Annotated in this window: 18 protein-coding genes and 2 pseudogenes; 6 read left to right on the top strand and 14 right to left on the bottom strand. The window is 68.4% G+C overall.

The genetic code is table 11. From position 1 onward, the window contains the following. Window positions 1-31 precede the first annotated feature (31 nt). A complete protein-coding gene (locus tag HJD23_RS36875; RefSeq protein ID WP_197973192.1) occupies window positions 32-1,174 on the top strand; it encodes an IS630 family transposase in 1,143 nt (380 codons plus the stop codon). A gap of 374 nt (window positions 1,175-1,548) precedes the next feature. Here the strand turns inward: HJD23_RS36875 and HJD23_RS36870 are convergent, their stop codons facing one another. The 8 genes from HJD23_RS36870 to HJD23_RS36835 form a co-directional block, all read right to left on the bottom strand. Then, window positions 1,549-2,925, bottom strand: a complete 1,377-nt coding sequence (locus HJD23_RS36870; protein ID WP_171117373.1) for an IS1380 family transposase — start codon at window positions 2,923-2,925, stop codon at window positions 1,549-1,551. Between the two features lie 135 nt (window positions 2,926-3,060). Then, a complete protein-coding gene (locus HJD23_RS36865; RefSeq protein WP_346770348.1) occupies window positions 3,061-3,591 on the bottom strand; it encodes a transposase in 531 nt (176 codons plus the stop codon). Further along, on the bottom strand, window positions 3,588-4,130 hold the full coding sequence (locus tag HJD23_RS36860; RefSeq protein ID WP_171134111.1) for a winged helix-turn-helix domain-containing protein: 543 nt from the start codon (window positions 4,128-4,130) through the stop codon (window positions 3,588-3,590). The genes HJD23_RS36865 and HJD23_RS36860 overlap by 4 nt, the downstream gene beginning before the upstream one ends. A gap of 66 nt (window positions 4,131-4,196) precedes the next feature. Further along, a complete protein-coding gene (locus tag HJD23_RS36855) occupies window positions 4,197-4,514 on the bottom strand; it encodes an IS3 family transposase (protein ID WP_171114551.1) in 318 nt (105 codons plus the stop codon). Continuing rightward, on the bottom strand, window positions 4,511-5,116 hold the full coding sequence (locus HJD23_RS36850) for an IS3 family transposase (RefSeq protein ID WP_171114550.1): 606 nt from the start codon (window positions 5,114-5,116) through the stop codon (window positions 4,511-4,513). The genes HJD23_RS36855 and HJD23_RS36850 overlap by 4 nt, the downstream gene beginning before the upstream one ends. Continuing rightward, window positions 5,113-5,421, bottom strand: a complete 309-nt coding sequence (locus HJD23_RS36845) for a transposase (protein ID WP_171072378.1) — start codon at window positions 5,419-5,421, stop codon at window positions 5,113-5,115. The genes HJD23_RS36850 and HJD23_RS36845 overlap by 4 nt, the downstream gene beginning before the upstream one ends. A 66-nt stretch (window positions 5,422-5,487) precedes the next feature. Beyond that, on the bottom strand, window positions 5,488-6,282 hold the full coding sequence (locus HJD23_RS36840) for a hypothetical protein (RefSeq protein WP_206326286.1): 795 nt from the start codon (window positions 6,280-6,282) through the stop codon (window positions 5,488-5,490). 121 nt (window positions 6,283-6,403) lie between these two features. After that, the gene (locus HJD23_RS36835; protein ID WP_240980891.1) at window positions 6,404-7,480 is read right to left on the bottom strand and encodes an ISAs1 family transposase; all 1,077 of its coding nucleotides are present in this window, start codon (window positions 7,478-7,480) and stop codon (window positions 6,404-6,406) included. A 354-nt stretch (window positions 7,481-7,834) separates the two neighbouring features. Here HJD23_RS36835 and HJD23_RS36830 point away from each other — a divergent pair. The 3 genes and pseudogenes from HJD23_RS36830 to HJD23_RS36820 all read left to right on the top strand — a co-directional run. Beyond that, window positions 7,835-8,000: pseudogene (locus HJD23_RS36830) on the top strand (leucine zipper domain-containing protein); the annotation flags it as partial. A 16-nt stretch (window positions 8,001-8,016) separates the two neighbouring features. Next, window positions 8,017-8,406 (top strand): annotated as a pseudogene (locus HJD23_RS36825) (uroporphyrinogen decarboxylase family protein); the annotation flags it as partial. Window positions 8,407-8,780: 374 nt separating this feature from the next. Continuing rightward, window positions 8,781-10,355: a DUF4012 domain-containing protein gene (locus HJD23_RS36820; protein WP_171114549.1), complete on the top strand. Its 1,575-nt coding sequence runs from the start codon at window positions 8,781-8,783 to the stop codon at window positions 10,353-10,355. Between the two features lie 45 nt (window positions 10,356-10,400). On the opposite strand, the gene HJD23_RS36815 is transcribed toward HJD23_RS36820, so the two are convergent. The 3 genes from HJD23_RS36815 to HJD23_RS36805 form a co-directional block, all read right to left on the bottom strand. Continuing rightward, window positions 10,401-11,546: a glycosyltransferase gene (locus HJD23_RS36815; protein WP_171114548.1), complete on the bottom strand. Its 1,146-nt coding sequence runs from the start codon at window positions 11,544-11,546 to the stop codon at window positions 10,401-10,403. Between the two features lie 72 nt (window positions 11,547-11,618). Then, window positions 11,619-12,818: an MraY family glycosyltransferase gene (locus HJD23_RS36810; RefSeq protein ID WP_171114547.1), complete on the bottom strand. Its 1,200-nt coding sequence runs from the start codon at window positions 12,816-12,818 to the stop codon at window positions 11,619-11,621. Then, the gene (locus HJD23_RS36805) at window positions 12,815-13,888 is read right to left on the bottom strand and encodes an NAD-dependent epimerase/dehydratase family protein (RefSeq protein ID WP_171114546.1); all 1,074 of its coding nucleotides are present in this window, start codon (window positions 13,886-13,888) and stop codon (window positions 12,815-12,817) included. The genes HJD23_RS36810 and HJD23_RS36805 overlap by 4 nt, the downstream gene beginning before the upstream one ends. Before the next feature lie 262 nt (window positions 13,889-14,150). On the opposite strand from HJD23_RS36805, the gene HJD23_RS36800 reads away from it, so the two are divergent. After that, window positions 14,151-15,431 (top strand): nucleotide sugar dehydrogenase, encoded by a 1,281-nt coding sequence (locus HJD23_RS36800; protein WP_206352707.1) that lies wholly within the window; start codon window positions 14,151-14,153, stop codon window positions 15,429-15,431. A gap of 26 nt (window positions 15,432-15,457) precedes the next feature. Further along, complete coding sequence (locus tag HJD23_RS36795; RefSeq protein ID WP_171114545.1) at window positions 15,458-16,933, top strand: hypothetical protein; 1,476 nt, start codon at window positions 15,458-15,460, stop codon at window positions 16,931-16,933. A 28-nt stretch (window positions 16,934-16,961) separates the two neighbouring features. Here the strand turns inward: HJD23_RS36795 and HJD23_RS36790 are convergent, their stop codons facing one another. The 3 genes from HJD23_RS36790 to HJD23_RS36780 all read right to left on the bottom strand — a co-directional run bounded on the left by HJD23_RS36790 (window position 16,962) and on the right by HJD23_RS36780 (window position 20,460). Continuing rightward, window positions 16,962-17,909, bottom strand: a complete 948-nt coding sequence (locus HJD23_RS36790; RefSeq protein ID WP_171114544.1) for an NAD-dependent epimerase/dehydratase family protein — start codon at window positions 17,907-17,909, stop codon at window positions 16,962-16,964. Further along, a complete protein-coding gene (locus tag HJD23_RS36785; RefSeq protein WP_269475823.1) occupies window positions 17,906-19,042 on the bottom strand; it encodes a glycosyltransferase in 1,137 nt (378 codons plus the stop codon). Before HJD23_RS36785 ends, HJD23_RS36790 begins: the two co-directional genes overlap by 4 nt. Window positions 19,043-19,107: 65 nt before the next feature. After that, window positions 19,108-20,460: an O-antigen ligase family protein gene (locus HJD23_RS36780; RefSeq protein WP_332111837.1), complete on the bottom strand. Its 1,353-nt coding sequence runs from the start codon at window positions 20,458-20,460 to the stop codon at window positions 19,108-19,110. Between the last annotated feature and the right edge of the window lie 208 nt (window positions 20,461-20,668).

Here is a 20,668-nt window from a genome sequence, read left to right as displayed (position 1 = left end):
ATCCGAAGTGAAACGGGGAGGCTAGTGTCTCGTGACCCTGTTCATGGAACCTGAGGCGCCTGTGATCGTTGAGTCTGGTATGGATCTCTCCTCTGAACAGATAGCTGAGCTGCGGGAGTTGGCGGGGTCGCGGGATGTGCCGGCTGTCGTGGCGCTCCGCGCACGGATCGTGTTGTGGTCGGCCGAAGGGCGGCGGCGAAAGGACATCGCCGAGCTCGCCGGTGTGGCACCGCTGACGGTGGACCGGTGCAAGTCCAGCTATGCCGAGCGTGGTGTTGCCGGGCTGGAGGACAAACGCCGGGGCGGGCCGCGAACTCAGGTGCCGCCTCGGGTGCGGGCCCGGGTGATCGCCTTGACGAGGATGTCCCCGCCGGTGGATTCCGGGCTCTCGCACTGGTCGACGCGATCGCTGGCCGACCACTTGAAGCGGCGCGAAGGTATCTCGGTGTCCTGGCACTACGTTGCCCGCATCTGGCGTGAGGAGAATCTGAAACCGCACCGTTCGGGCACCTTCAAGATCTCGAAAGACCCGGCGTTCGCGGAGAAGGTCGCCGACATCGTCGGGCTGTACCTGGCCCCGCCCGGTGGCGCCGTAGTGCTGTCGGTCGACGAGAAGACGCAGGTGCAGGCGCTGGACCGGACCCAGCCGGTGCTGCCGGTGGCCTTCGCGGCCACCGAGAAGCGCACCCATGACTACGTCCGGCACGGCACCACGAACCTGTTCGCCGCGCTGAACGTCGCGACCGGAGAAGTGCTGGGCGAGTGCAAGCCGAGCCGGAACGGCGCGAACTTTTTGGCGTTTTTGAAGAAGGCCGTCAAGCCGCACGCGGGGATGGAGATCCATGTCGTCCTGGACAACCTCTCCACGCACACCACCCCGGACGTGAAGGCGTGGCTGGCGGAAAACCCGCACGTCCACTTCCATTTCACTCCCGTCGGGGCCTCGTGGTTGAACCAGATCGAGATCTGGTTCGGGATCATCACCCGGCAGTCCATCCGCCGTGGCACGTTCTCCAGCGTCCACGTCCTGGTCAAACAGATCCGCGACTACATCAACTCCTGGAACGAGAACGCGAAACCCTTCACCTGGACCGCCACCGCCGACGAGATCCTCGCCAAGGTCCGCCTCGTCCAGACCAGCGTGAAGAAACTCGTCAATAACAACTCGAAGTAACACAATCAGGGTCACGAGACACTAGGGCGTGTTTCGAAAGTCCCGTCTGGCCCGCGACGCCTGGCACGGCGCCTCGCTGCGTTGTCGGGGTCGCCCGCGTACGCCCAGTACGCGGGCGACCCTCCGCCTTGCGATGCACCGCACCAGACGCCGCGGGCCTCGCCCTCCGGGCGGACGACGCTACTTTCGAAACACGCCCTAGAGATCTTTAGCCTCGATCTTTCGTGAGGGTCCGCCGACGGAGTCGGTGGGCCCTTTCGCTTTCCGGAGCTGGTGGTGGGCAGGCCGGCGGCCCGGTTGTCGCGTCGGGTGGGCGCCGGGTTCCACTGCCCGGGATCGGGTGGTGCTGTCGTCGGGACGGTGGAGATTGCTGGTCAGCCGGGGCTGGGCAGGAGCGCGAGCCGTTCGAGGGCGATGGTGATCTCGCCGGTCCAGGGCCAGTGCTGGGTGAGGCGGAGAATCCTGCGTCGGCCGGTGGTGACGAGCTGAGCGGCCGCGGAGAACAGGCGGAATCGCAGGCGGCGGGGTTCCCAGAGCCGTGCCTTGCCGGTCAGCGCGAGCATCGGCATCCAGGCCAGCAGGTCGAGGGCGATCTGGACGATCTCAAGCCAGACCTTGTTCTGGGCTGTTGTGCGCAGGGGCAGGTTGCGCAGGCCGGTGGCCCGGGCGGCCCGGATCCGGTCCTCGGCCCGGGCCCGCAGCCGGTGACGGAGCTCGAGGGCGGCGATCGGCCGGTGGGTGGTGTTGGTCGCGAAGCACGTGATCCGCATGCCGTCCGCGTCCGTGATCCTCAACTGGGCGCCAGCATGGGGCCGTTCTTTGCGGATGATCAGTCGCATGCCCTTGGGCCAGCCGTCCAGGAGTTTGCCGGTGAGCTCGGCGACCCATGCCCCGTCACGGGCCTCACCGTTGGTCTCGACGGCCGGGGTCCAGGCTGAGGCGGGGATCTTCAGCACGTGTTCGTGGATCGCTTGGGTGATCACCATGCCGACTGAGTAGGACAGCCATCGTCCTCGCCGGGTGAGCCAGGACACGAAGTCGTGGGTGCCGCCTGCGGAGTCGGTGCGGATCAGGGTCTGCCGCCCTCGCCGGTAGTGCTTCGGCAGTTGGGCCAAGGCGAGTTGGGCGGTGGTGATGTGGTCGGCTGCCGTGTTGGAGCCCGCGTTTCCCGGCCTGAGGAGGGCGGCGACGGGCTCACCGGTTCCGCCCGGTCCGTGGTCGACGAAAGCCGTCAGCGGGTGATGGCCGTAGGTTTTCTTCCAGGTCGCGGCCGCGTCCTCCTTGTCGGAATGCGCGATCACGAGGACTCCGTCGAGATCGATGACGACCTGGCCGTCTGCGTTCGGGGCGCTCTGGCCGGCCAACGACCAGGCACGCTGGCGGACTTCGGACCGCGCCGACCGGATGGCCTGCAGGGCTTTCTCGCCGGAGGCGGCGAGGGTGTCGATCAGGCGGGAGATGGTCGGGTCGGAGGCGACCGGGCCGAAGACGGCCGGCTCGCACCGCAGCATCGCGACGTCCGCGAGGCAGTCCCCGCCCAGCGCGACCGCCAGGGCGACGTCCAGGAGGGCCTTGCCGGGATCGTGGACGGCCCGCGGTTTGCGCCACGGCGCCAGAACCTGGGATATGGCCTGGTCAAGACCGGTCTTGCGGACCGTTTCGACGAGCAGGACCGCCCCGGCCTGGGAGACGACCTGGCGGCCGTCGCCCTGGACGCGGACGCGGGGGTAGGACCCGATAGAGTGCTTCACCTGGGAAGTGCCTCCGGCGGTGGCAGGAACAAGGACCTCGACAATCCTCATTCTTGCTGGTCAGAGGCACTTTCTGCTTTCCTGACCGCCTGCCGGACAGCTCGCTTCATGAAAGCGCGAGGTTAACGGTTGAGGTTACGGCGGTTGGAAGTCGAGCCCGGTCTTGGCGATGAGCCCCTCCATGAGGCGAGGGCGGTACTGCATCCGTTTCAGTCGCGTCTTCACCAACGCGGTGAGTTGGTCGAGGCTGTGTTTGGTGAGGTTGGCCAGTGACCGCTTCAGGTGCGACCACACGCCCTCGACGGGGTTGAGCTCGGGAGCGTACGGAGGCAGTTGGTAGACGGTCAGCCATAACCGGGCGGCGATCAGCTCCTGCATGGTGCGGCTGACGTGCGTGTTCAGGTTGTCCCAGACCAGCACGATGGGGCCGCCGAGCTGCTGATGCGCGGCATCCAGCAGGCGGGCGTAGTCGGTCTCGGTGAAGCCCTTGCGTCGGCCCTTGGCAGGGCCGCGGTCGAGGTGGATGCGGTAGATCAGCCGTGGCCGGTGGCCGGCTTTGGTGCAGATCAGCGCCGCCATCGAGACGCGTTTGGTGCCCGCGGCGGTGACCCGCACCACCGGGGTGTGGCCCCGGCGGCCCCAGGTGCGGCCCTTGGGCGGCCTCAGGCCCTGGCCGGCTTCGTCCTCGAAGCAGAGCCAGGCGCCCAAGTCCGCCGCCCTCTTTTTATGACGGGCCACTGCTCGTCCTTCCAGGCGGCGATCTTCGCCTCGTCCCGCTCGGTGGCCTTGCGGGAGGGGACCTGCACGCTCCAGCCGATGCGGTGCAGCAGCAGGTCCAGCCCGGCCAGGGTGTACTCGACGCCGAACCGGCGGCGCACGATCTCGGCGATCCTCGCCAGAGTCCAGCACTGGTCACTCCAGCCGGAGGCGGCCGGGCCGGCATCCAACACCGCCTCCAGCACGCGAAGTTGACCCGCACCGAGCTTGCAGCGGGCGCCGCCAGGTCCCTTGGAGGCCAGCGCCTGCCGACCGCCCGAAGCCAACGCCCGCCGCCAGCGGTTCGCCGACATCCGGGTCACCCTAAACCGCCGGGCCACCTCCCGGTCACTGGCCCCAGCCTCGATCAAGTCAGCAGCCGCGAGCCGGACTTGCTCACGCCGAGCCCGTTCCTCGGCCGTCAATCCACCGCCATCGGGATACCTCATTCTCCCGGCATAGCGCGGCCCACGACAGCCGTCACGACCCGATGTAACCCGCACCGTTAAAGATCTCTAGCTGGTCAGAGCGGGTTGACGTGGTTTCAGGTTCACTTGTTCGGTCGCTGCCTGGTCGGCGTAGTGCTTCTCCTCGTACTCGATCGGGCTGAGGTAGCCGAGCCGTTTCTGGATGCGGCGGGGGTTGTAGAAGCCGTCGATGTACTCGAAGAGCGCGAGGTTCGCTTTGGCCCTGGTGGCGAAGACGCGGCCGCGGATGCACTCGGTCTTGATGACCATCCACAGGTTCTCCGCCAGGGCATTGTCGAACGAGTCGCCGACCGAGCCCATGGACGCCTGGATACCGGCCCTGACCAGGCGCGTTGTGAGCTTCACGGACGTGTATTGCAGCCGTGGTCGGCGTGGTGAACGAGCTCGCCGGGGGCGACTTCGCGGCTGGTCAGGGCATACTCCAGCGAGGTGAGGACCAGGTCAGCGTCCGCGCGGGCAGAGGTCTCCCAGGCCACGACCCGGCGGGAGAACGCGTCACGGATCGCGGACAGCCACAGCGGTCCCTCCCCGGTGGGGATCATGGTCAGGTCGGTGACCCACAGCCGGTTCGGCCCGTTCGCGGTGAAGTCGCGTTGCACCAGGTCAGGAGCCAGATCGGTGTCCGGGGCACGGCGAGTGAAGCCCTTGTCCCGGCGGGGGCTGATCCCGGCGAGGCCGGCCTGGCGCATGAGCCGCTCGACGCGCTTGCGGCCGACATGGACGCCTTCACGCTTGAGGACGGCGTGCACGCGGGGTGAGCCGTAGATCCCGCCGGACTCGTCGTGGACCTGCCGGATCCTGCCCGTCAGCTCGGCGTCCCGGCGGCGCCGTTCGCACGGCTCGGTCTCGGCCTGGCGCCACCGGTAGTAGGTAGAAGAGGGGATGTTCAGTTCCCGGAGTACGGGCTCGACCCCCAGGTGCGGGTGCTCGTCAACGAGCGCTGTCACCTGGGCCGGGTCGGGTCGAGCTGGGCCGCGAAAAAAGCGGAGGCCGTCCGCAGGACTTCATTCGCACGCTTGAGCTGGGCATTCTCCTTGCGAAGGGCGGCAAGCTCCTCACGCTCGGCGGTGGTGAGCATGTCGCCTCGCTCGCCGGCATCGGCCTCGGCCTGGCGAATCCAGTTACGCAGTGCCTCGTGGTGCACGCCGAGTTCCTCGGCCATGCGGCGGATTACGGGCTTCGGCTCGGAAGCGCGGTACATCCGCACCGCACGCTCACGCAACTCCAGCGGGTACTTCCTCGGGGCAGGCATCGTCAGAGCTCCTCTCGTGAGCCCCATCTGACCTGCTGTCACCTCTCCCCGCATCTCGGGGGAACCTCAGGCAGACCGGACTCCGGCAAAGAGGTCGGCCACATGGCCGCCGATGAGGTCCGCCATCGGCGGGAGGGCGCGGAGGACATCCTGCACCAACTGCGGCAGTGCCACCTGGATAGCGAAGCTGTTCGATGCCAGCGTCCCGGCCACCTTCGCCACGCTGGACAGCGGCGCAATCAGAGCCGGGAGGCCTTCGAACACCGGGGCCAGGCCGACGTGCGACTGACGAACGAGTTCACCGAGCCCGACCAGCGGCTGGAAGGCTTCAGCCATCGACGACAGACGGGCGGCCGATCCCACCACGCTCGCCATGCTGTTGATCTGCGGTTCGACCACGGACAAGACCGCCCTGACCGAGTTGAGCCCATCCAGCCCCAACGTGTTCACGGCGGAGGACTGCAGTACCGAGTTCACGGTCTCCGACAGCGAGAGCACCTGGGGCTGCACGCCAGCCAGCGCCGACAGCGCGGCATTGCGGGTCCCCAGCCCCTCCAGCAGCGACTGGCCGACCATCTCTCCGATGTTGGGAACCTGGGGAACCAGCAGCTCGATACTGGCGAGGGCCGGTGCCAGACCGAGGTTCGCCTGCTCGGTGAACTCCCTGAGTATCGTGTTGAGACCGACCAGCGGCTGGAAGGAGTCGCTGACGCCAGGCCAGAAGGAAGCCGTGTCCACGACGTCAGCCAGGCTGGCGCGGTTCAGGACGGCATCGTCAAGCGGCGGGAAGACACCGTAGCCCAGGTCGAGCCTGTCCATCGGTGCTGCGAGTCCGGCGTCGCCCCGCTCGTCGAGAGCCACAGTTTCGGGCTCGCCGCGTCTCTCCGCTGCGGGGGCGAGCAGTGATCCCGCTGCTTCGGACGGTCCGGCAGCAGGCCGCTGAGCGGCCAGGGTCCTTTGCATGATCGGGTTCTGTCCGGGTTCATCCGGTGAGACCGAGGGCGGCCAGGGGGCGGCGGTAGTCGCGGGCGGCCCGGCGGAGGGCGGCGGCGATGTTGGTGTGGCCGTCCTGGCGATGGACGCCGATGGCGAGGTTGCGCAGTCCGGCCATGACCCGGGGAAGACGGCCGGTGCGGATCTTGGAGTCGTCTTCGCGGAAGGTGCGGTCCCGGACGTGGTGGAGAAGATTTTCGATCTTCCAGTGGCCGCGGATCCAGGCGGCGAACTGGGCACCGGTCGCGGCGCCGGACGGCAGGCGGGTGATCAGGTAGACGCGTTCGATGGTGAGCTTGCCGACGGTGAAGTCCTGCCTCCAGCGCACGACTTGGATGGCCTGCTGAGCGTCGGGGTAGTCGAGGTGAGCGAAGGCAGCGGTCTTCAGGCGCCGGATCTCGCGGCGGTGGTGGGCCCGGGCGCGGTCGTAGTGGTCGAGAACGATATCGCGCCAGGGCAGACGGCGGACCGTGTCGAACAGACCGGGGTGGTTGGCCTTGACCTGCGCGATGTAGTGGGCGCCGCGGCCTCGGAGGTAGGTGCCGTGGGCGTGCTGGGTGTGCAGGGCGTCGGCGGTGATGACGGTGCCGGTGAGGTCGATGCTGTCCAGCAGCGGGGCGAAGGCGGGGATCTCGTTGCTCTTGTCGGCGACCTGCCGTTGGGCAAGGACGCTTCCGGTGTGGTCCATCGCGGCGAGCAGGGCGACGGCCGGGGCGGTGGCGGTGCGCGAGCCGCGCAACACTTTTCCGTCGACCGCGATGGCCCGCAGCCCGGAGCTGTCCGGCGCGGCGCGGGCGGTGAGGAAGGCGCCCACCGCCCGGTCCAGGGCATCACCGTCGAGCTGGACCAGGAGACGGCGCAGGGTGTGGGGGTGCGGGACGGACACGGTGCCGGTCAGCGGGTCGATCGGGAAGCCGAGGGACCGGCAGGCCCACACGGGAGCGTCGGATATCCACTCGGTGATCGCGGTCAGCGACCGGGCACCGGCCAGCACGCTCGCTGCTGCGGCGGCCACCAGCGCGGACAGCGGATAGCGACGGCCGCGGACGCCTCGCGGATCAGGCACCAGGCCCAGGAATCCGGACAGACGGACCGCGTCCGCCAGCGGGGCCGGGGCGAGGCCCGGAGCAGTTGGCCCAGGCCGGCGGGCATGAGGGAAGATGCAGGAGCAGGCACGGACTCGCCAAGTGTTCATGGGACTTCGACACTCACATGATCACCGAGACCGTGCCTGTACTGCGGCCCTCTGCCCGAACAGGGACACTCCGCCTGTTTCCATGCCACTCCGGCGAACCGAACGAAGCTCAATCTTGCAAGGGACCCTGGGTGACGGAGCTCTCGGCTGAGGGATCTTGAAATGGATGAGGGCCTTCTGGCTCGGTGTATTGCTACATCTGCACTGGCGGCCAGAAAGGCTCTCATGCCGCACCGTAGCGCACCGCTGGTCGAGACCGGACGCCTGCGCTTGGCCCGTTGCGTCGTGGACGAGGGCTGCCCTGCGACGGGCTGCGGAACGGTTTCAGATTTCCGTGATCCCGGCCCAGCGGTGGCCGGACCGCTACCGTGCGTTCGGAGAGGGGGGCATGCCGACCGCTCCAGCACGATTGCCGGCGCTCGCTGCTGCCCGCCTCCCGCAAGGTCTCGACGCCGTCGCGCCGTACGGCGTCCCCACACATCCACTTCGGCGTCGGCACCGGCGAGTTGGTCGGCCTCATGGGTGAGGCGGGCGCGGACGTCGTCGGCGTCGACTGGCGTGTCCCGCTCGACCGACGAGGCCGCCCGCCACGTCGGCCCCGGCAAGGCGCTCCAGGGCAACCTCGACCCGACGGCCCTCTTGGCCTCGCAGGAGGCCGTCGAGGCCAAGACCCGCGAGGCTCTGGACACGGCGGCGGGCCTCGGGTACCACGTCTTCAACCTCGGCCCATGCCGTCCACCGACCCCGACGCGCTGACGCGGCTTGTGGAGTACGTCCACACGAACACGGCGAACTGACTCACCACTGGTTCTATCGGCTCATCCGGTGATTTTCACGTGCTGGTGCCGCAAACCGGGCCTGAGCGATATGTAATCGGAGCATGGAAAGGGACGGCGACGTCAACCCCACGGCTGAAGAACCACTGACCAGCGACTCCTCCACGGATCCGCGAAAGTGCCGCAAGCGTTTCAGGAGGCCTCGTGCCCGGTACATCCTGTCGGCCGCCGCCCTCTTGTGCCTTGCCGGGGCGAGTTGGATCGTGGCCACGGCTCTGCTCGCCCGGGCGGAGCTCCTGGCTGCTCAGCGGTCGCTGCAGACGCTTGGGCACTCGGCCATGGGTACCACGGGGAACGCCGGCCCGGCGGCACGGACCACGAACCCGGAGGAGGCGATGCGTTCCGCTGCAGTCCATACCGCCCGAGCTCATCGCCTCACCAGCGGGCCGGCCTGGTACCTCATTGCTCAGGCCCCGTTCGTCGGCCGGACCGCGGAAACCATCCGCGGCACCACTGCGGCCGCCGACCGGTTGACTCACGACGTACTTCCGCCGATCGTGCACATCGCTCCCCGACTGGCAGGTGACTCCCGCCAAGGAGGCGTCGCAGCCCTGCTCACCGCATTGGGCGGCCAGGCTCCGGCTCTGGAGCGGGCGGCGAGGACCGCCGCCGAGATCCGCCTGGAGGCCGACGCACTGCCCCGCACCAACTGGCCGCCCGCAGTCGACCACGCGCGCAGGCAACTCGGCCGACTGCTCGAACGGATCGTGCCCGCCACGGCGGATGCCGCGGTGGCCGCCCGTGTACTGCCGCCGGCGTTGGGACAGCACAGTCCACGGCGGTACTTCGTCGTCTTCCAGAACACGGCGGAAGCCCGTGGCACCGGCGGCATGCCGGGGGCCTTCGCCGTGCTGACCGCCAACCGGGGACAACTGAGTTTCGAGACCTTCGGCAACGATGACGCGGTGACGGGTGCCGACCCCGAGGTCGATCTGGGAACCGAGTTCGACACCCGTTACGGCCATGCCGAGCCCACCCGGTACTGGGCCAACTCCAATCTCAGCCCGCACTTCCCCCACGCGGCCCGTATCTGGGCGGCCACCTGGCGCGAACGCAGCGGCCAGCGCGTGGACGGGGTCGTAGCACTGGATCCCACCGTTCTGTCACGCCTGCTGAGGGTGATTGGTGCGGGGCGACTGGCCGACGGCACGGAACTCACCGCCGACAATGTGGTGGATCTCGCGGAGCGCACCGGCTACGCACGCTACCCCGACAACGCGCAGCGCAAGGCCTTCCTCCTCGACGTGGCACGAACGGCGGCCGGCACGCTGATGGACTCCCTCCACGACCCGCGACGGCTCCCCGGGCTGCTCAAGGCCGCATACGACGACGCGGCCGAAGGACGGCTGAAGATGTGGAGCGCGCGGGAGGACGAGCAACGTCTGGTGGCCACCCGGCCCTGGAGCGGCACGTTCCCCGAAGAGCCGGGTCCCTTTGCCGGACTCGTCGTCAACAACGCCGCGGGCGGGAAGCTCGACTACTACCTCGAACGAGAGCTGACCTGGACTCCGGGCCGCTGCACGCCCCAGGGCTGGCTCGTCACCGCGCGGGTCACTCTCACGAACGGGGCTCCGACGTCAGGACTTCCCGCCTATGTCACCCAGCGGGGCGACAAGCCCATGTACCACACCCGGCCGGGAGACAACCGGCTACTGGTCTCCTACTACGCCAGCGTGGGCGCACGACTCACCGATGCGTCTCTCGACGGCCGGCCCACCATGCTGGAAAGTGCCGTGGAACGACGTCACCCGGTCTACTCGCTGGCCGTCGAACTGCCCGCACAGGGCACCCGAACCCTCACGCTCGACCTGCTGGAGCCCGTCAGCGACCGCACCCCGGTGCTGTGGCGACAGCCGCTGGTCACACCGCTGCGGGCCCATGTGGAGCCCTACCCGGCGTGCGGTGACTGACGACGTGGGACACCGCGGCGGCGTCCGCGGACGACTGCAATGGGCTCAGCTGACCTGCGCCCCTTCGCCGGCTGCCGTTCCGTGGCTTTTGCGAGCCCCGTCCGCCAAGGCGGCGTAGACGTCGTCGAACCATGCGGCGGTGGCGGCCACATCCACTGATGACGGGTCGGCCAGCGCTCCGGCGGCGAGTGCCGCGTGCACATCGGGACGCATGGCGCGCAGGATGGCTTCGGCCAGCCGTCGCGGAGAGCCGGGCTGGACGAGGAGGCCGTTGTCACCGTCGCGGACCACGTCGGGGATCCCTCCGACCGCCGTGGCCACCACGGGCACACCGGACGCGAGGGCCTCCATGACCACCACGGGCAGCGCTTCGTAGCGGGAAGCCAGAACCAGGACGTCGGACGCCGCCACCAGCCTGCCGGCCTGTCGCACCCGCCCCAGGCAGCGCACCCGGTCCCCGAGCCCACGTCGGTCGATGTCCGCGAGCACCTGTTCCCGCAGCGGACCGTCCCCGGCGAGGACGAACAGTGCGTCAGGACGCCGACGGAGCACCACTTCGGCCGCATCGAGCAGCATCGGGTGGTTCTTCACGGCGCGGAAGTTGGCGACGAAGGCCAGGATGAAGGCGTCACCAGGGATGCCGAACTCGGCCCGCACCTGGTCAGCTCGCCGGGCCCAGCCGCGCTGGGCGGCGACATCCACGCCGTGGATGCGGGTTCGGATCAGACGGGCGCCCCGCACCGTGTGGGAAACGGCCACCTGCGGTGAGACAGCCACTGTCAGGTCGTCCAGGCGGCGGGTGGGCCGATCAAGCAGTCTCGTCAGCGGGTGGCACCGTACACAGTGCACCGTCGAGATCAGTGCCGGCCGCGAGCGCCTCAGATGCAGGGCGGGCCGCAGCACCGCCGCGAGCGACGGCGAGTGGACATTGACCACATCGGGAGCCAACTGCCGCACCACTCGGACCAGCCTGACATGACGCAGCCACCGTGGGGAAGACCGCAGGTCGATGACCGTCACCCCGTAGGCCCGGAGCGCGTCGACCAGATCCTCCGTCGCTGCCTGCAGGAAGACCACGGTGTACTCACGGCCGGTCCGCGGTGCCTGACGCAGGCGGTCCACCAGGAGCACCTCGGCGCCGCCCACGTCCAGACTCTTGATCACTTCACAGATATGTGTCGTGCTCGTCAAGCTGTCCTCCCATGCTGGCCGAACAGGCCAGGACCATCACCGCGACGAGTGCTCAACACCTCGTCCCCGGCTTCAATTCGGTGCTGCCGGGCCGTCGGCCGCCGGGGACAGCGAGCTGGGCTTGCTGGCTTCGCGGCTGTGCGGAAGCTCCATGGGACGGTTCTGCCGGGAACTGCGGCCGGACGCTTTGCCGCGGCTCAAGGACAGGGCCCCTCGGGTGCTCCTGCGTTCCGGAGCCCCGACCCGGACGCCGGCCTGCCGTGAAAGGACTGCCGCGGACGGGACTTTGAGCAGCAGGTGCACAGCTGCGATGCCGACCACGACGGCTGCCACGAGCGCGACCCCCGGCGCGACCACCCCGTACGCCACGAGGCCACCGGACAGGCAGCTCAGCGCCGCGAAGAAGGTGAGGGCCCATACGACCTGCTGGACCGTCATCCCCATACGACCCAGCCGATGGGCGATATGGTCCGTGCCGCCCTGCAGCAGCGGCTTCGACTCCCGGTAGCGGGACGTCATCACCAGTGCGGTGTCCACCGTCGGGATCAAGGTGGCCAGCAGGAGGACAACGGGTCCGGGCAGGCCGTCAGAGTCTCGATGGAGCACCGTCGCCGCAGAGGCCAGCGTGAAGCCAAGAAAGAGCGAGCCCGCGTCGCCGAGAAAGATCCGCGCCGGGTGCCTGTTGTGAAAGAGAAAGCCGAGACAGGCCCCGGCCAGAGCCGCCGTCACCGCGCCCAGGCCGCCCTTACCGCCCACTGTGGCGGCCAGGCAGACGAATCCGCCGATGACGGCGCACAGCGAGGAAACAGCGCCGTCCATGTTGTCCAGCAGGTTGAACGCGTTCGTCATGAAGACGATCCACAGGACGGTGAGGACGGCGTCGAACGCGCCGCCGAAGACTGTCGGATGGCCCCCTACCCAGACCACCATCGCGGCAGCTGACGCTTCGACGCACAGCCGGATCCCCGGGCCGAGCTGGCACAGATCGTCGATGAGTCCGAGGAGGCAGACGATCGCCGCGCCGCCGAGCAGGACTACGAGAACCGGGTCGAAGACACCGCGAGCGAGCGCGACGGCCGTAGCCGTGCCCAGGGTGGCGAGCGTGACCGCGACACCGCCCAGATAGGGCGTCGGCCGGGTGTGCGCCTTGCGGGCGTTTGGCCGGTCGGTGATCCCATGGCGCAAAGCCAAGCGCCTCAACGGCCCGGTCAGTACAAGCGCCAGCAGCAGGGCCGCACCGCCTGCTGCCACTGTCCAGACCACCGTGCTCACGCTGGACACGGCCCCGACAGCGCGGATCCGGAGACGGGTCCGTAGGCCGCGGGGAGCCGCTGTGCCGAGGCCGCCGGCGCGGGCGTCTTGGCGCACCCTTGCTTCCTGGCATCCGCGAGCACGTCAGCGAGCACGTCAGCGAGCGTGTGCCGAGGCTGCCAGCCCGTCAGGGCGCGGAGCTTGGTGGTGTCCGGGACTCGGCGTTCCATGTCCACGAAGTCCGGCCCATAGGCCTCGGCGTACGACAGATGCTGCACGGGTGAGACACTTCCGGCCTGCGCGATGATCCGGTCGGCGAGAGAGCGGATGCTGATCTCGTCATCCGAACCGATGTTGAAGATCTCTCCTTCCGCTCCCGGATGTTCCAGCAGGAGCAGCAGCGCCGCGACAGCGTCGGCGACATGCAAAAAGCAGCGTCTTTGCTCGCCGGTCGCATGGACCGTGAGGGGTTCCCCGCGCACCGCTTGCAGGGCGAAGCGCGGGATGACCATTCCGTACGCCGGACTCTGGCGGGGGCCCACGGTGTTGAAGAACCGGACCACGGTCGACCTGAGCCCTCGCTCCCGGTGGTAGAGACAGGCCATGATCTCGTCCACCGCCTTGGCCGTGCTGTACGACCAGCGGGCCACTGAAGGGCTGCCCAGGATTCGATCGGAGGTCTCGCTGAGCTTCCCGGAGGAATTCTTTCCGTAGATTTCCGATGTGCTGGCGATCAGGATCCTGCGGTCATGACGTTGCGCGGAATCGATGACCGTTTCGGTGCCTTTCGTATTGATGATGAAGGACGTCAGCGGTTGCTCGATGATGAGTTTGACCCCTACTGCGGCGGCCAAATGGATGACCGCATCGGCCTCCTGCACCAAATGGTCCACGAGTGGCGCGTCCAGCACGGTGCCGCGAACGAAACGGAAAAGCGGATTCGCCTCTGCTCGCGTGAGGTTGCTCTGCCGACCGGTGGTGAGGTCGTCGAGGACGACCACGCCGTGTCCCTCGGCCAGCAGTGCGTCCACGAGGTGGGAGCCGATGAAGCCAGCCCCGCCAGTGACCAGGTACTTCGAACTATGATCCATGCGCCGTCACTCCAGGTCTGGGTGGTGGGTCTTGGTCCCCCTGACAGAGCTCGGCCGCGTCACCGAGCCAACGTTCACTTATGCGACAACAGCAGCAATTGAAACATCGCCACGCGCTGGTTACGCCCTTCGACGCCGCTTGTGCGTTACGGAATTGGGGTGATACGGGTCAGACACTTCCCGTAGGTGCCGATCGCAGTGAACGCACGTGTATCAATGGGCCGGACGTAATGCCGATTTCCTAGGAAAGCGGAGTGATGAGGTGCCTCCAAGCAACCGTGTGGACGGGCGCAAGCTGGTCATCGTTGGCCTGGGATACGTAGGGCTGCCTCTGGCCGTGCGGGCGGTCGAAGCGGGCTACTGCGTCATCGGCGTGGACACCGACGAGTTGCGTGTCAAGCGTCTGGGCGCCTGCGACTCCTACATCGAAGGCGTCGACGACGCGACCCTCCTGGCGGCGACGGACAGCGGACGTTTCCGCGCCACCACCGACTACAACGAGGTTGCCGGTCTGGACTTCTGTGTCATCACCGTGCCGACCCCACTACGCGAGGGCGCACCCGATCTGAGTCATGTGAAGTGCGCGGGCCGGAGCATCGCCCCTCACCTCACCCCCGGCGCCACCGTGATCCTGGAGTCCACCACGTATCCCGGGACGACCGAGTCCCTGCTGGGCCCGCTGCTGGAAGCGGGCAGCGGGCTGCAGGCGGGCACGGATTTCCACCTCGGCTACAGCCCCGAGCGCATCGACCCCGGAAACCCCGACTGGCACCTGGAGAACACTCCGAAAGTCGTCTCGGGGATCGACCCCGCGTCACTGGACAGCATCGAGCGTTTCTACGGCCGTGTCGTGGAGCGCACCGTGTCCGTGCGCTCGTGCCGCACCGCCGAGTTGACCAAACTGCTGGAGAACACGTTCCGGCACGTCAACATCGCGCTGGTCAACGAGATGGCCATGGTCTCGCGGCAGTTGGGGGCCGACATCTGGGAAGCCGTCGAAGCCGCGAGCACCAAGCCGTTCGGTTTCATGCCGTTCATGCCTGGGCCGGGTGTGGGCGGGCACTGTCTGCCGGTGGACCCCTCCTACCTGTCGTGGCAGGTCAAGAGACTACTGAGGCAGGACGTCCGGTTTGTCACCCTGGCCAATGAGATCAACGATCACATGCCTGACTATGTCGTCCGGCGGATCACCCACGGACTGAACAAGCGCGGTAAGTCGGTCAACGGCTCCCGCGTACTGCAACTCGGCCTGTCCTACAAGAAGAACACCGGCGACATCCGCGAGTCGCCGTCCCTCCTCCTCGCCCGATCGCTGCTCACCACCGGCGCCCGCCTGGTCGTGGCGGAACCGCACACCGACTCGTATCTCGTTCCCCCGGACATCACCCGTGTGGAACTCACGACGGCGGAGATCCGGGCGGCGGACGTGGTCGTCGTGGCGACCGACCACGACGCCTTCGACTACACGCTCGTAGAACAGGCCGGAGCATACGTCTTCGACACGCGCAACCGCTGCAGGGGCGAGCGTGTCGAGCTGCTCTGACCGCGTACGCACCAGGTGAAAAGGCAGTGACGCACGCAGAAGCCACCGCGACCGCCCACAAGCCGTGCAGCAGGCGCCGGGGAACGTTCCGGCGCTGGCAGCGGCATCTGCGGACCTTCGGCTCGCTCACCGCCGCCAGCCAGGTCGAGTCGGCCCTGTCGTTCGCCATCACGGCCACGCTGGTCCGGCAGGTGGGCAGCGCCGAGGCGGGAAAAGTGCTCCTGGCCCAGTCCATGGCAACGGTCTGGTTCCTGCTGTGGGATCCGCGCTTCGAAGACGCGCAGCAGCGATTCGTCCCACGGGAACAACGGCGTGGCTTTGGCCGGGGGACCCGGCTGTATCGCAGGCTGCTCCGGCTGGACATTGCTGCGGGACTACTGGCCACGGTCGTTGGTGTGGCCTCGGCGCTGGCCGCTGCGGCACTGGGGTGGGTCTCCGCCGGATGGCTCATGCTGCTCGTGCCGGCCGTGCTGGCAGCGGGAGCGGCCACCCCGACGGGGAGCGCTTCGGCCGGCTTCGCCATCGCTGACCGGCTCTCGCAACTCGGAGTGATCCGCTTGGCGCTCGCCGTCTTCGGCTGTCTGGTGACGGTGCCCGCGTTGCTGACGATCGGCACAGTCGGCTACCTGGTGGCAACCGTGATCACTGGCCTGGTTTACACGGTCGTGGTCACGGTGCTCGCCTGCCGGCAGGTGTGCCGCAAATGTGGTCCGCCCTCTGCCGGCCCCGTTCCTGCGCCACCGGGGCTGGTGCCCTTCCTGATGAAGAGTTCGGCGACCGGATCGGTCTCCCTGGCGTCGGACAGCGGCATCTCTCTGCTGGCCGGGCTGCTCGGCGGCCCCACCTTGGTCACGTACCTGAAAATCGCCGGCGCCCCGGGCCGTCTCCTCGCGAGCTTCGTCAATCCGGTGGCGGCACAGCTCCACCCGCGCCTGTCACGGGCTGCCGCCGCCCAGGGGGGCCGTGCGACCGTGATGCGCGACGTCCTCACGTCCAGTGCGCTGACGGGAGGTGTCGGGCTGGTCGCGCTGGTGGCCGTGGCATCCCTCCTCAGCCTGTTTCTCAGCTTGGTGTACGGCCCCGAATACACGGTGCTCTCCACCGCGGCGGCGGTGATGCTGGCGGGGGCCGCGTTGCGTGGCACAGTGGTCTGGGCCAAGGTGCTGCCCTCGGCCCTGGGGTTTCCGGGGGTCCGGTTGATCTTCGTCACCGTCGAGGGTGTCTGCCAGCTCGGGATGCTCGTCGGCGTCATCCAGCTCTGCGCCGGTGCGTTGTGCAGCACGGCGGCCTTCGCGTGGGGCTCGCTGGGGCTGCTGTCACTGAGCATGGCCAGCTGGTTCCTCGTCCTGTGGTTCCTCCTGCGGTCGCCGACCGATCCGGATACCCCGGCGGAACCGGGCTCGACGGTCGACGCGCCCGGGGCCCATGCCGCTGCCGAGAAGGCGGGGCACGGACCACCGAGTTCCCCCCGGCGCCGGACGGAACCCGAGACGGCGCCGTGACAAGGCGGTGTTCTGGCCGTTCGCCTCGTCAGACCACCTGCGCATACACCGGCAGGGAACGGAACCACCGGACGGTTTCGGCCAGTCCCGTATCGAGCGGAACCGCCGACAGCCCGGCGAACAGATTGCGGAGCAGGCTATCGTCGGCCTGGGAATCCCTCACGTCGCAGCGGCGGGACGCCTCGTGATGGATCTCGATCGCCAGCTCCAGCGTCTTGGCGATGCGATGTGCGAGTTCCAGGACGCTGACGCGCGTGCCGAAGGCCAGGTTGACCGGGCTGTCACACGTGACCCGGCGCATGACGGCGTCGGCGAGCACGCGGGCGACGGTGCCGACGTAGGTGAAGTCGCGCGTCTGGTGGCCGTCGCCGAAGACCGTCAGCGGTTCACCCCGCAGCGCCGCGTCGATGAAGGACGGAACCACTGCGGCGTAGGCATGTCCGGCGGGTTGCAGCGGGCCGTAGACGTTGAAGAAGCGGAAGACGAGGGCCGGAAGGCCGAAGGCCGACTGGTGGGCAAGCACGTAAGATTCGGTTGCCACCTTGCTGGCGGCGTAGGGGCTGAGCGGACGGGTTGGAAGACGCTCGTGCTTGGGCAGGTCGGTGATGGAGCCGTACACCGAGGACGATGATCCGACCACCAGGTGGGTGCGCCTTCGGCGGCACGCTTCCAGCACACGCATGGTTCCGGTCGCGTTGACCTCATGGCTGGCAAACGGATCCGCCAGGGACCGGGGCACGGACGGTCGCGCGGCCAGATGGACCACGGAGGCGGCCCCGGACACCACGTCATCGAGCAGGTCACGGTCGAGGATGCTGCCCTCGACCAGTTTCACTTGCGTGCCGGCCAGGTTGGCCGCCGTACCGGTGCTCAGGTCGTCCAGGGCAACGACCTCGCCGACGCAAGGGTGTGCGGCCAGCTCGCGACACAGGTTTGCTCCGATGAAACCGGCGCCTCCAGTCACTACGACGTTCAAAGGTCTGGGCCTTTCGGTAGGGGGGTGGGCCACCAGCCGCGCGCGAGGGCGACGGAGGCGTAGAGGTCGTGGGTGTCCTGCACCAGGCGCTCGGCCCCGAATCGTTGTGCCGTCCAGGCGCGAGCCTCCTGTCCCATCCGGCGGCGGAGCCCCTCGTCACGTAGCAGGGCAACGGTGTGGCGGGTGAGTTCACTGGCTTCGGGGCGGGCCAGCAGACCGGTCGTTCCGTCCTGGACCACCTCTGACACGCTTCCCACGTTCGTGGCCACGGTCGGCACCCCGGCCAGTCCGGCCTCGATCAGGCTGACCGGCATTCCCTCGTTGTCCGAGGTGAGCAGGACCAGGTCCGCGGCGGCGTAGACGGTCTCCACATCGGCGCGCCAGCCCAGCAGATGGAGCGAGTCGCGCATATCGACGGCCGACTCCAGATCGCCGCGCAGGTCTCCGTCTCCGCACACCAGGAACCGGGCGGTCGGCACCGCGCGGCGCACCTCGCGGACCACCGCCAGAAACCGGTCGGGCCGTTTGATCCTCGTCACGCGCCCGACGTAGGCCACGACGAGGCTGTCCTCCGGGACGCCGAGCCGCCTGCGTGCCTCCGCGCGTCCGGGAGCCGCGGCCGCCGTGGTGCCGGGCGGCACCACGGCGTACTGTCCCGGCCGGCCGATGCCGGCGGCCAGCAGGTCGTCACGGACGCCGCAGCCCACCGCCACCAGCCGGTCGGTGACGGCCGCCAGAGCGCGCTCGGCCTGGATCACCAGGCGGGTCTTCGCCGGTGAGAAATAGCCGTGCAGGAGGTGGCCGTGGAAGGTGTGCACCCGTGCCGGCACCCGCGCGAGCACGGCCGCCGCCCGTCCGAGCGCTCCCGCCTTGGCGGTATGCGTGTGCACGATGTGCGGCCGGAACCGGTGCATGGCTGCAGCCAGTTCGGACAGCGCACGCAGGTCGTCGGTCGGCCGCACGGCCCGGCCCAGGGCGGGCACCCGGTAGACCTGCACGTCCCGGGCCCGCTGAGCCACGTAATCGGCCTCTTCCGGGCCCACGAACCCGGCGTACAGCCGTTGGTCGAACAACTCACTATCGAGCCCGCGCATCAGTGTGGACACCTGGAGGGCCGGACCGCCCACATTCATTCTGGCGATGACCCTCATCACCCGGATCCGGGACGATGCGACGTCCGTGGTGCGACCTCGGGCAATCACCATGCAGCCTCACCCCGTTCCTGGCCAGCCGCTGAGCCGGGCACCGGGACGTGCCCGCGACGAGCGCTCATGGTGACCTGCCAGGAGCGAGCGGCGGCACCGACACGCGGCCTGCCGGTTGAGCGGCCGCACCATCGGAGTACACGTCGCACGGGAATCTCTCGGCTCGGGCCGAGCCCCATCCCCGCGTAGACGAAGAACAGCAGTGTCTGCATCGACCCGGCGTACAGGGTCATCTCCGTCAGGGACATGGCGAGCACGGCAACGGTGAACAGCAACGGTGTGTCACGTCGGCGGGCGAGCCGCCGCAGCAGCGCTCCCAGGAACAGCACTAGTGCCAGCAGCGCGGGCAGTCCCACTGTGGCGAACACATTGACGAAGAGGTTGTAGGGCAGCACCTGGCGCGTCGGGTCCCAGCCCGACACGCGGAAATCCATGGTCGATGCGTGGCCCCATCCGCTGCCCAGGACGGGCTTCTCCAGGCCGGAACGGATTCCGTTGATGACGCTCTGCTCACGAAGGACCGCGCTGAAGCTGTTGAGTTCCAGCCATCGCGTGACCAGGTCGGCCATCGTCAACCCTGCCAGCGTGAGACCCGCGAGAACGACGACGAGCCTGAGCGCGGAAATGCTCCTTTGCATCCAGACGACAAGCACGACGATGGTGGCGAACCACACGCTACGGGTCTGCGTCAGGAAGATCCCCCACAGGAGCACCGCTCCGACGACCCACCTGCCCCTGAACCGCAGTTCGGAGGTGATCAGGGGGCATAGCGCCGCCAGCAGGAGCACGCCGGTCTGGAACGGGTCGCCGATGTCCACCCCGACGAGCCGCACCTGACCGTCCAGCACCCCGCAGACGAGGTTGGCGAGGGCATAGCACAGGACGCCCAGGTAGACGAGCCTGCGATCAGTCCCCCGGCGCGACAGGAGGAGGAACACCGCGCCGTAGACGGTGATGCGCAGCAGTGGAGTGGCCGGCGTCCCCGCGAAGAGCGTGGACAGAAACGACCAGGCCAGAAACAGGGCAAGCCACACGGCGACCCAACCGCTGCGTTTCGCCTCCGCACGCCGCTGGGCGAGGCCACGCAGCAGGTAGAGCATCAACAGCAGGTCGCTGATGAGCAGCGGGCCCAGCAGAGGGGCCTGCAGGGCGGCGATTCCGAGCCCGTGCCCCAGAATCACGGTGCCGACCAGTACGAGCGCGGGCGGCAGGAGCATTCCGAGGATGGCCAGGCTCACCAACGCCGATGCCACGGGCCACAGCGATCCCATGACTTCGAAGCCCAGCAATACGGTGACCAGTGCGAATCCGGTGATGACCAATATCAGGACCGCGGCGCCGACCATGAGCACGGCACGTCGCCCTGACAAGGTCGCGGCCCACGTCTCCCCTCGGCGGAGCGGCCTGAAGTTCGTCCTCGGCAAAGTCACCGGGCTCAGTGTGGTCACGCGGCACAGAACGCGGTGTCCGGCACGCGGTAGGTGGCGCCCCGCATACGCCGTTGGAGCGTACCGGCTCGTCCCGGTCGGCTCGCCGACGCCGCATCCTGTCTCC

It is taken from the genome of Streptomyces sp. Z423-1, from assembly GCF_013009255.1.
Lineage (GTDB): Bacteria > Actinomycetota > Actinomycetes > Streptomycetales > Streptomycetaceae > Streptomyces > Streptomyces gossypiisoli.
The sequence above is the reverse complement of the archived record's forward strand: the minus strand, read 5'-3'. Positions and strand labels throughout refer to the sequence as shown.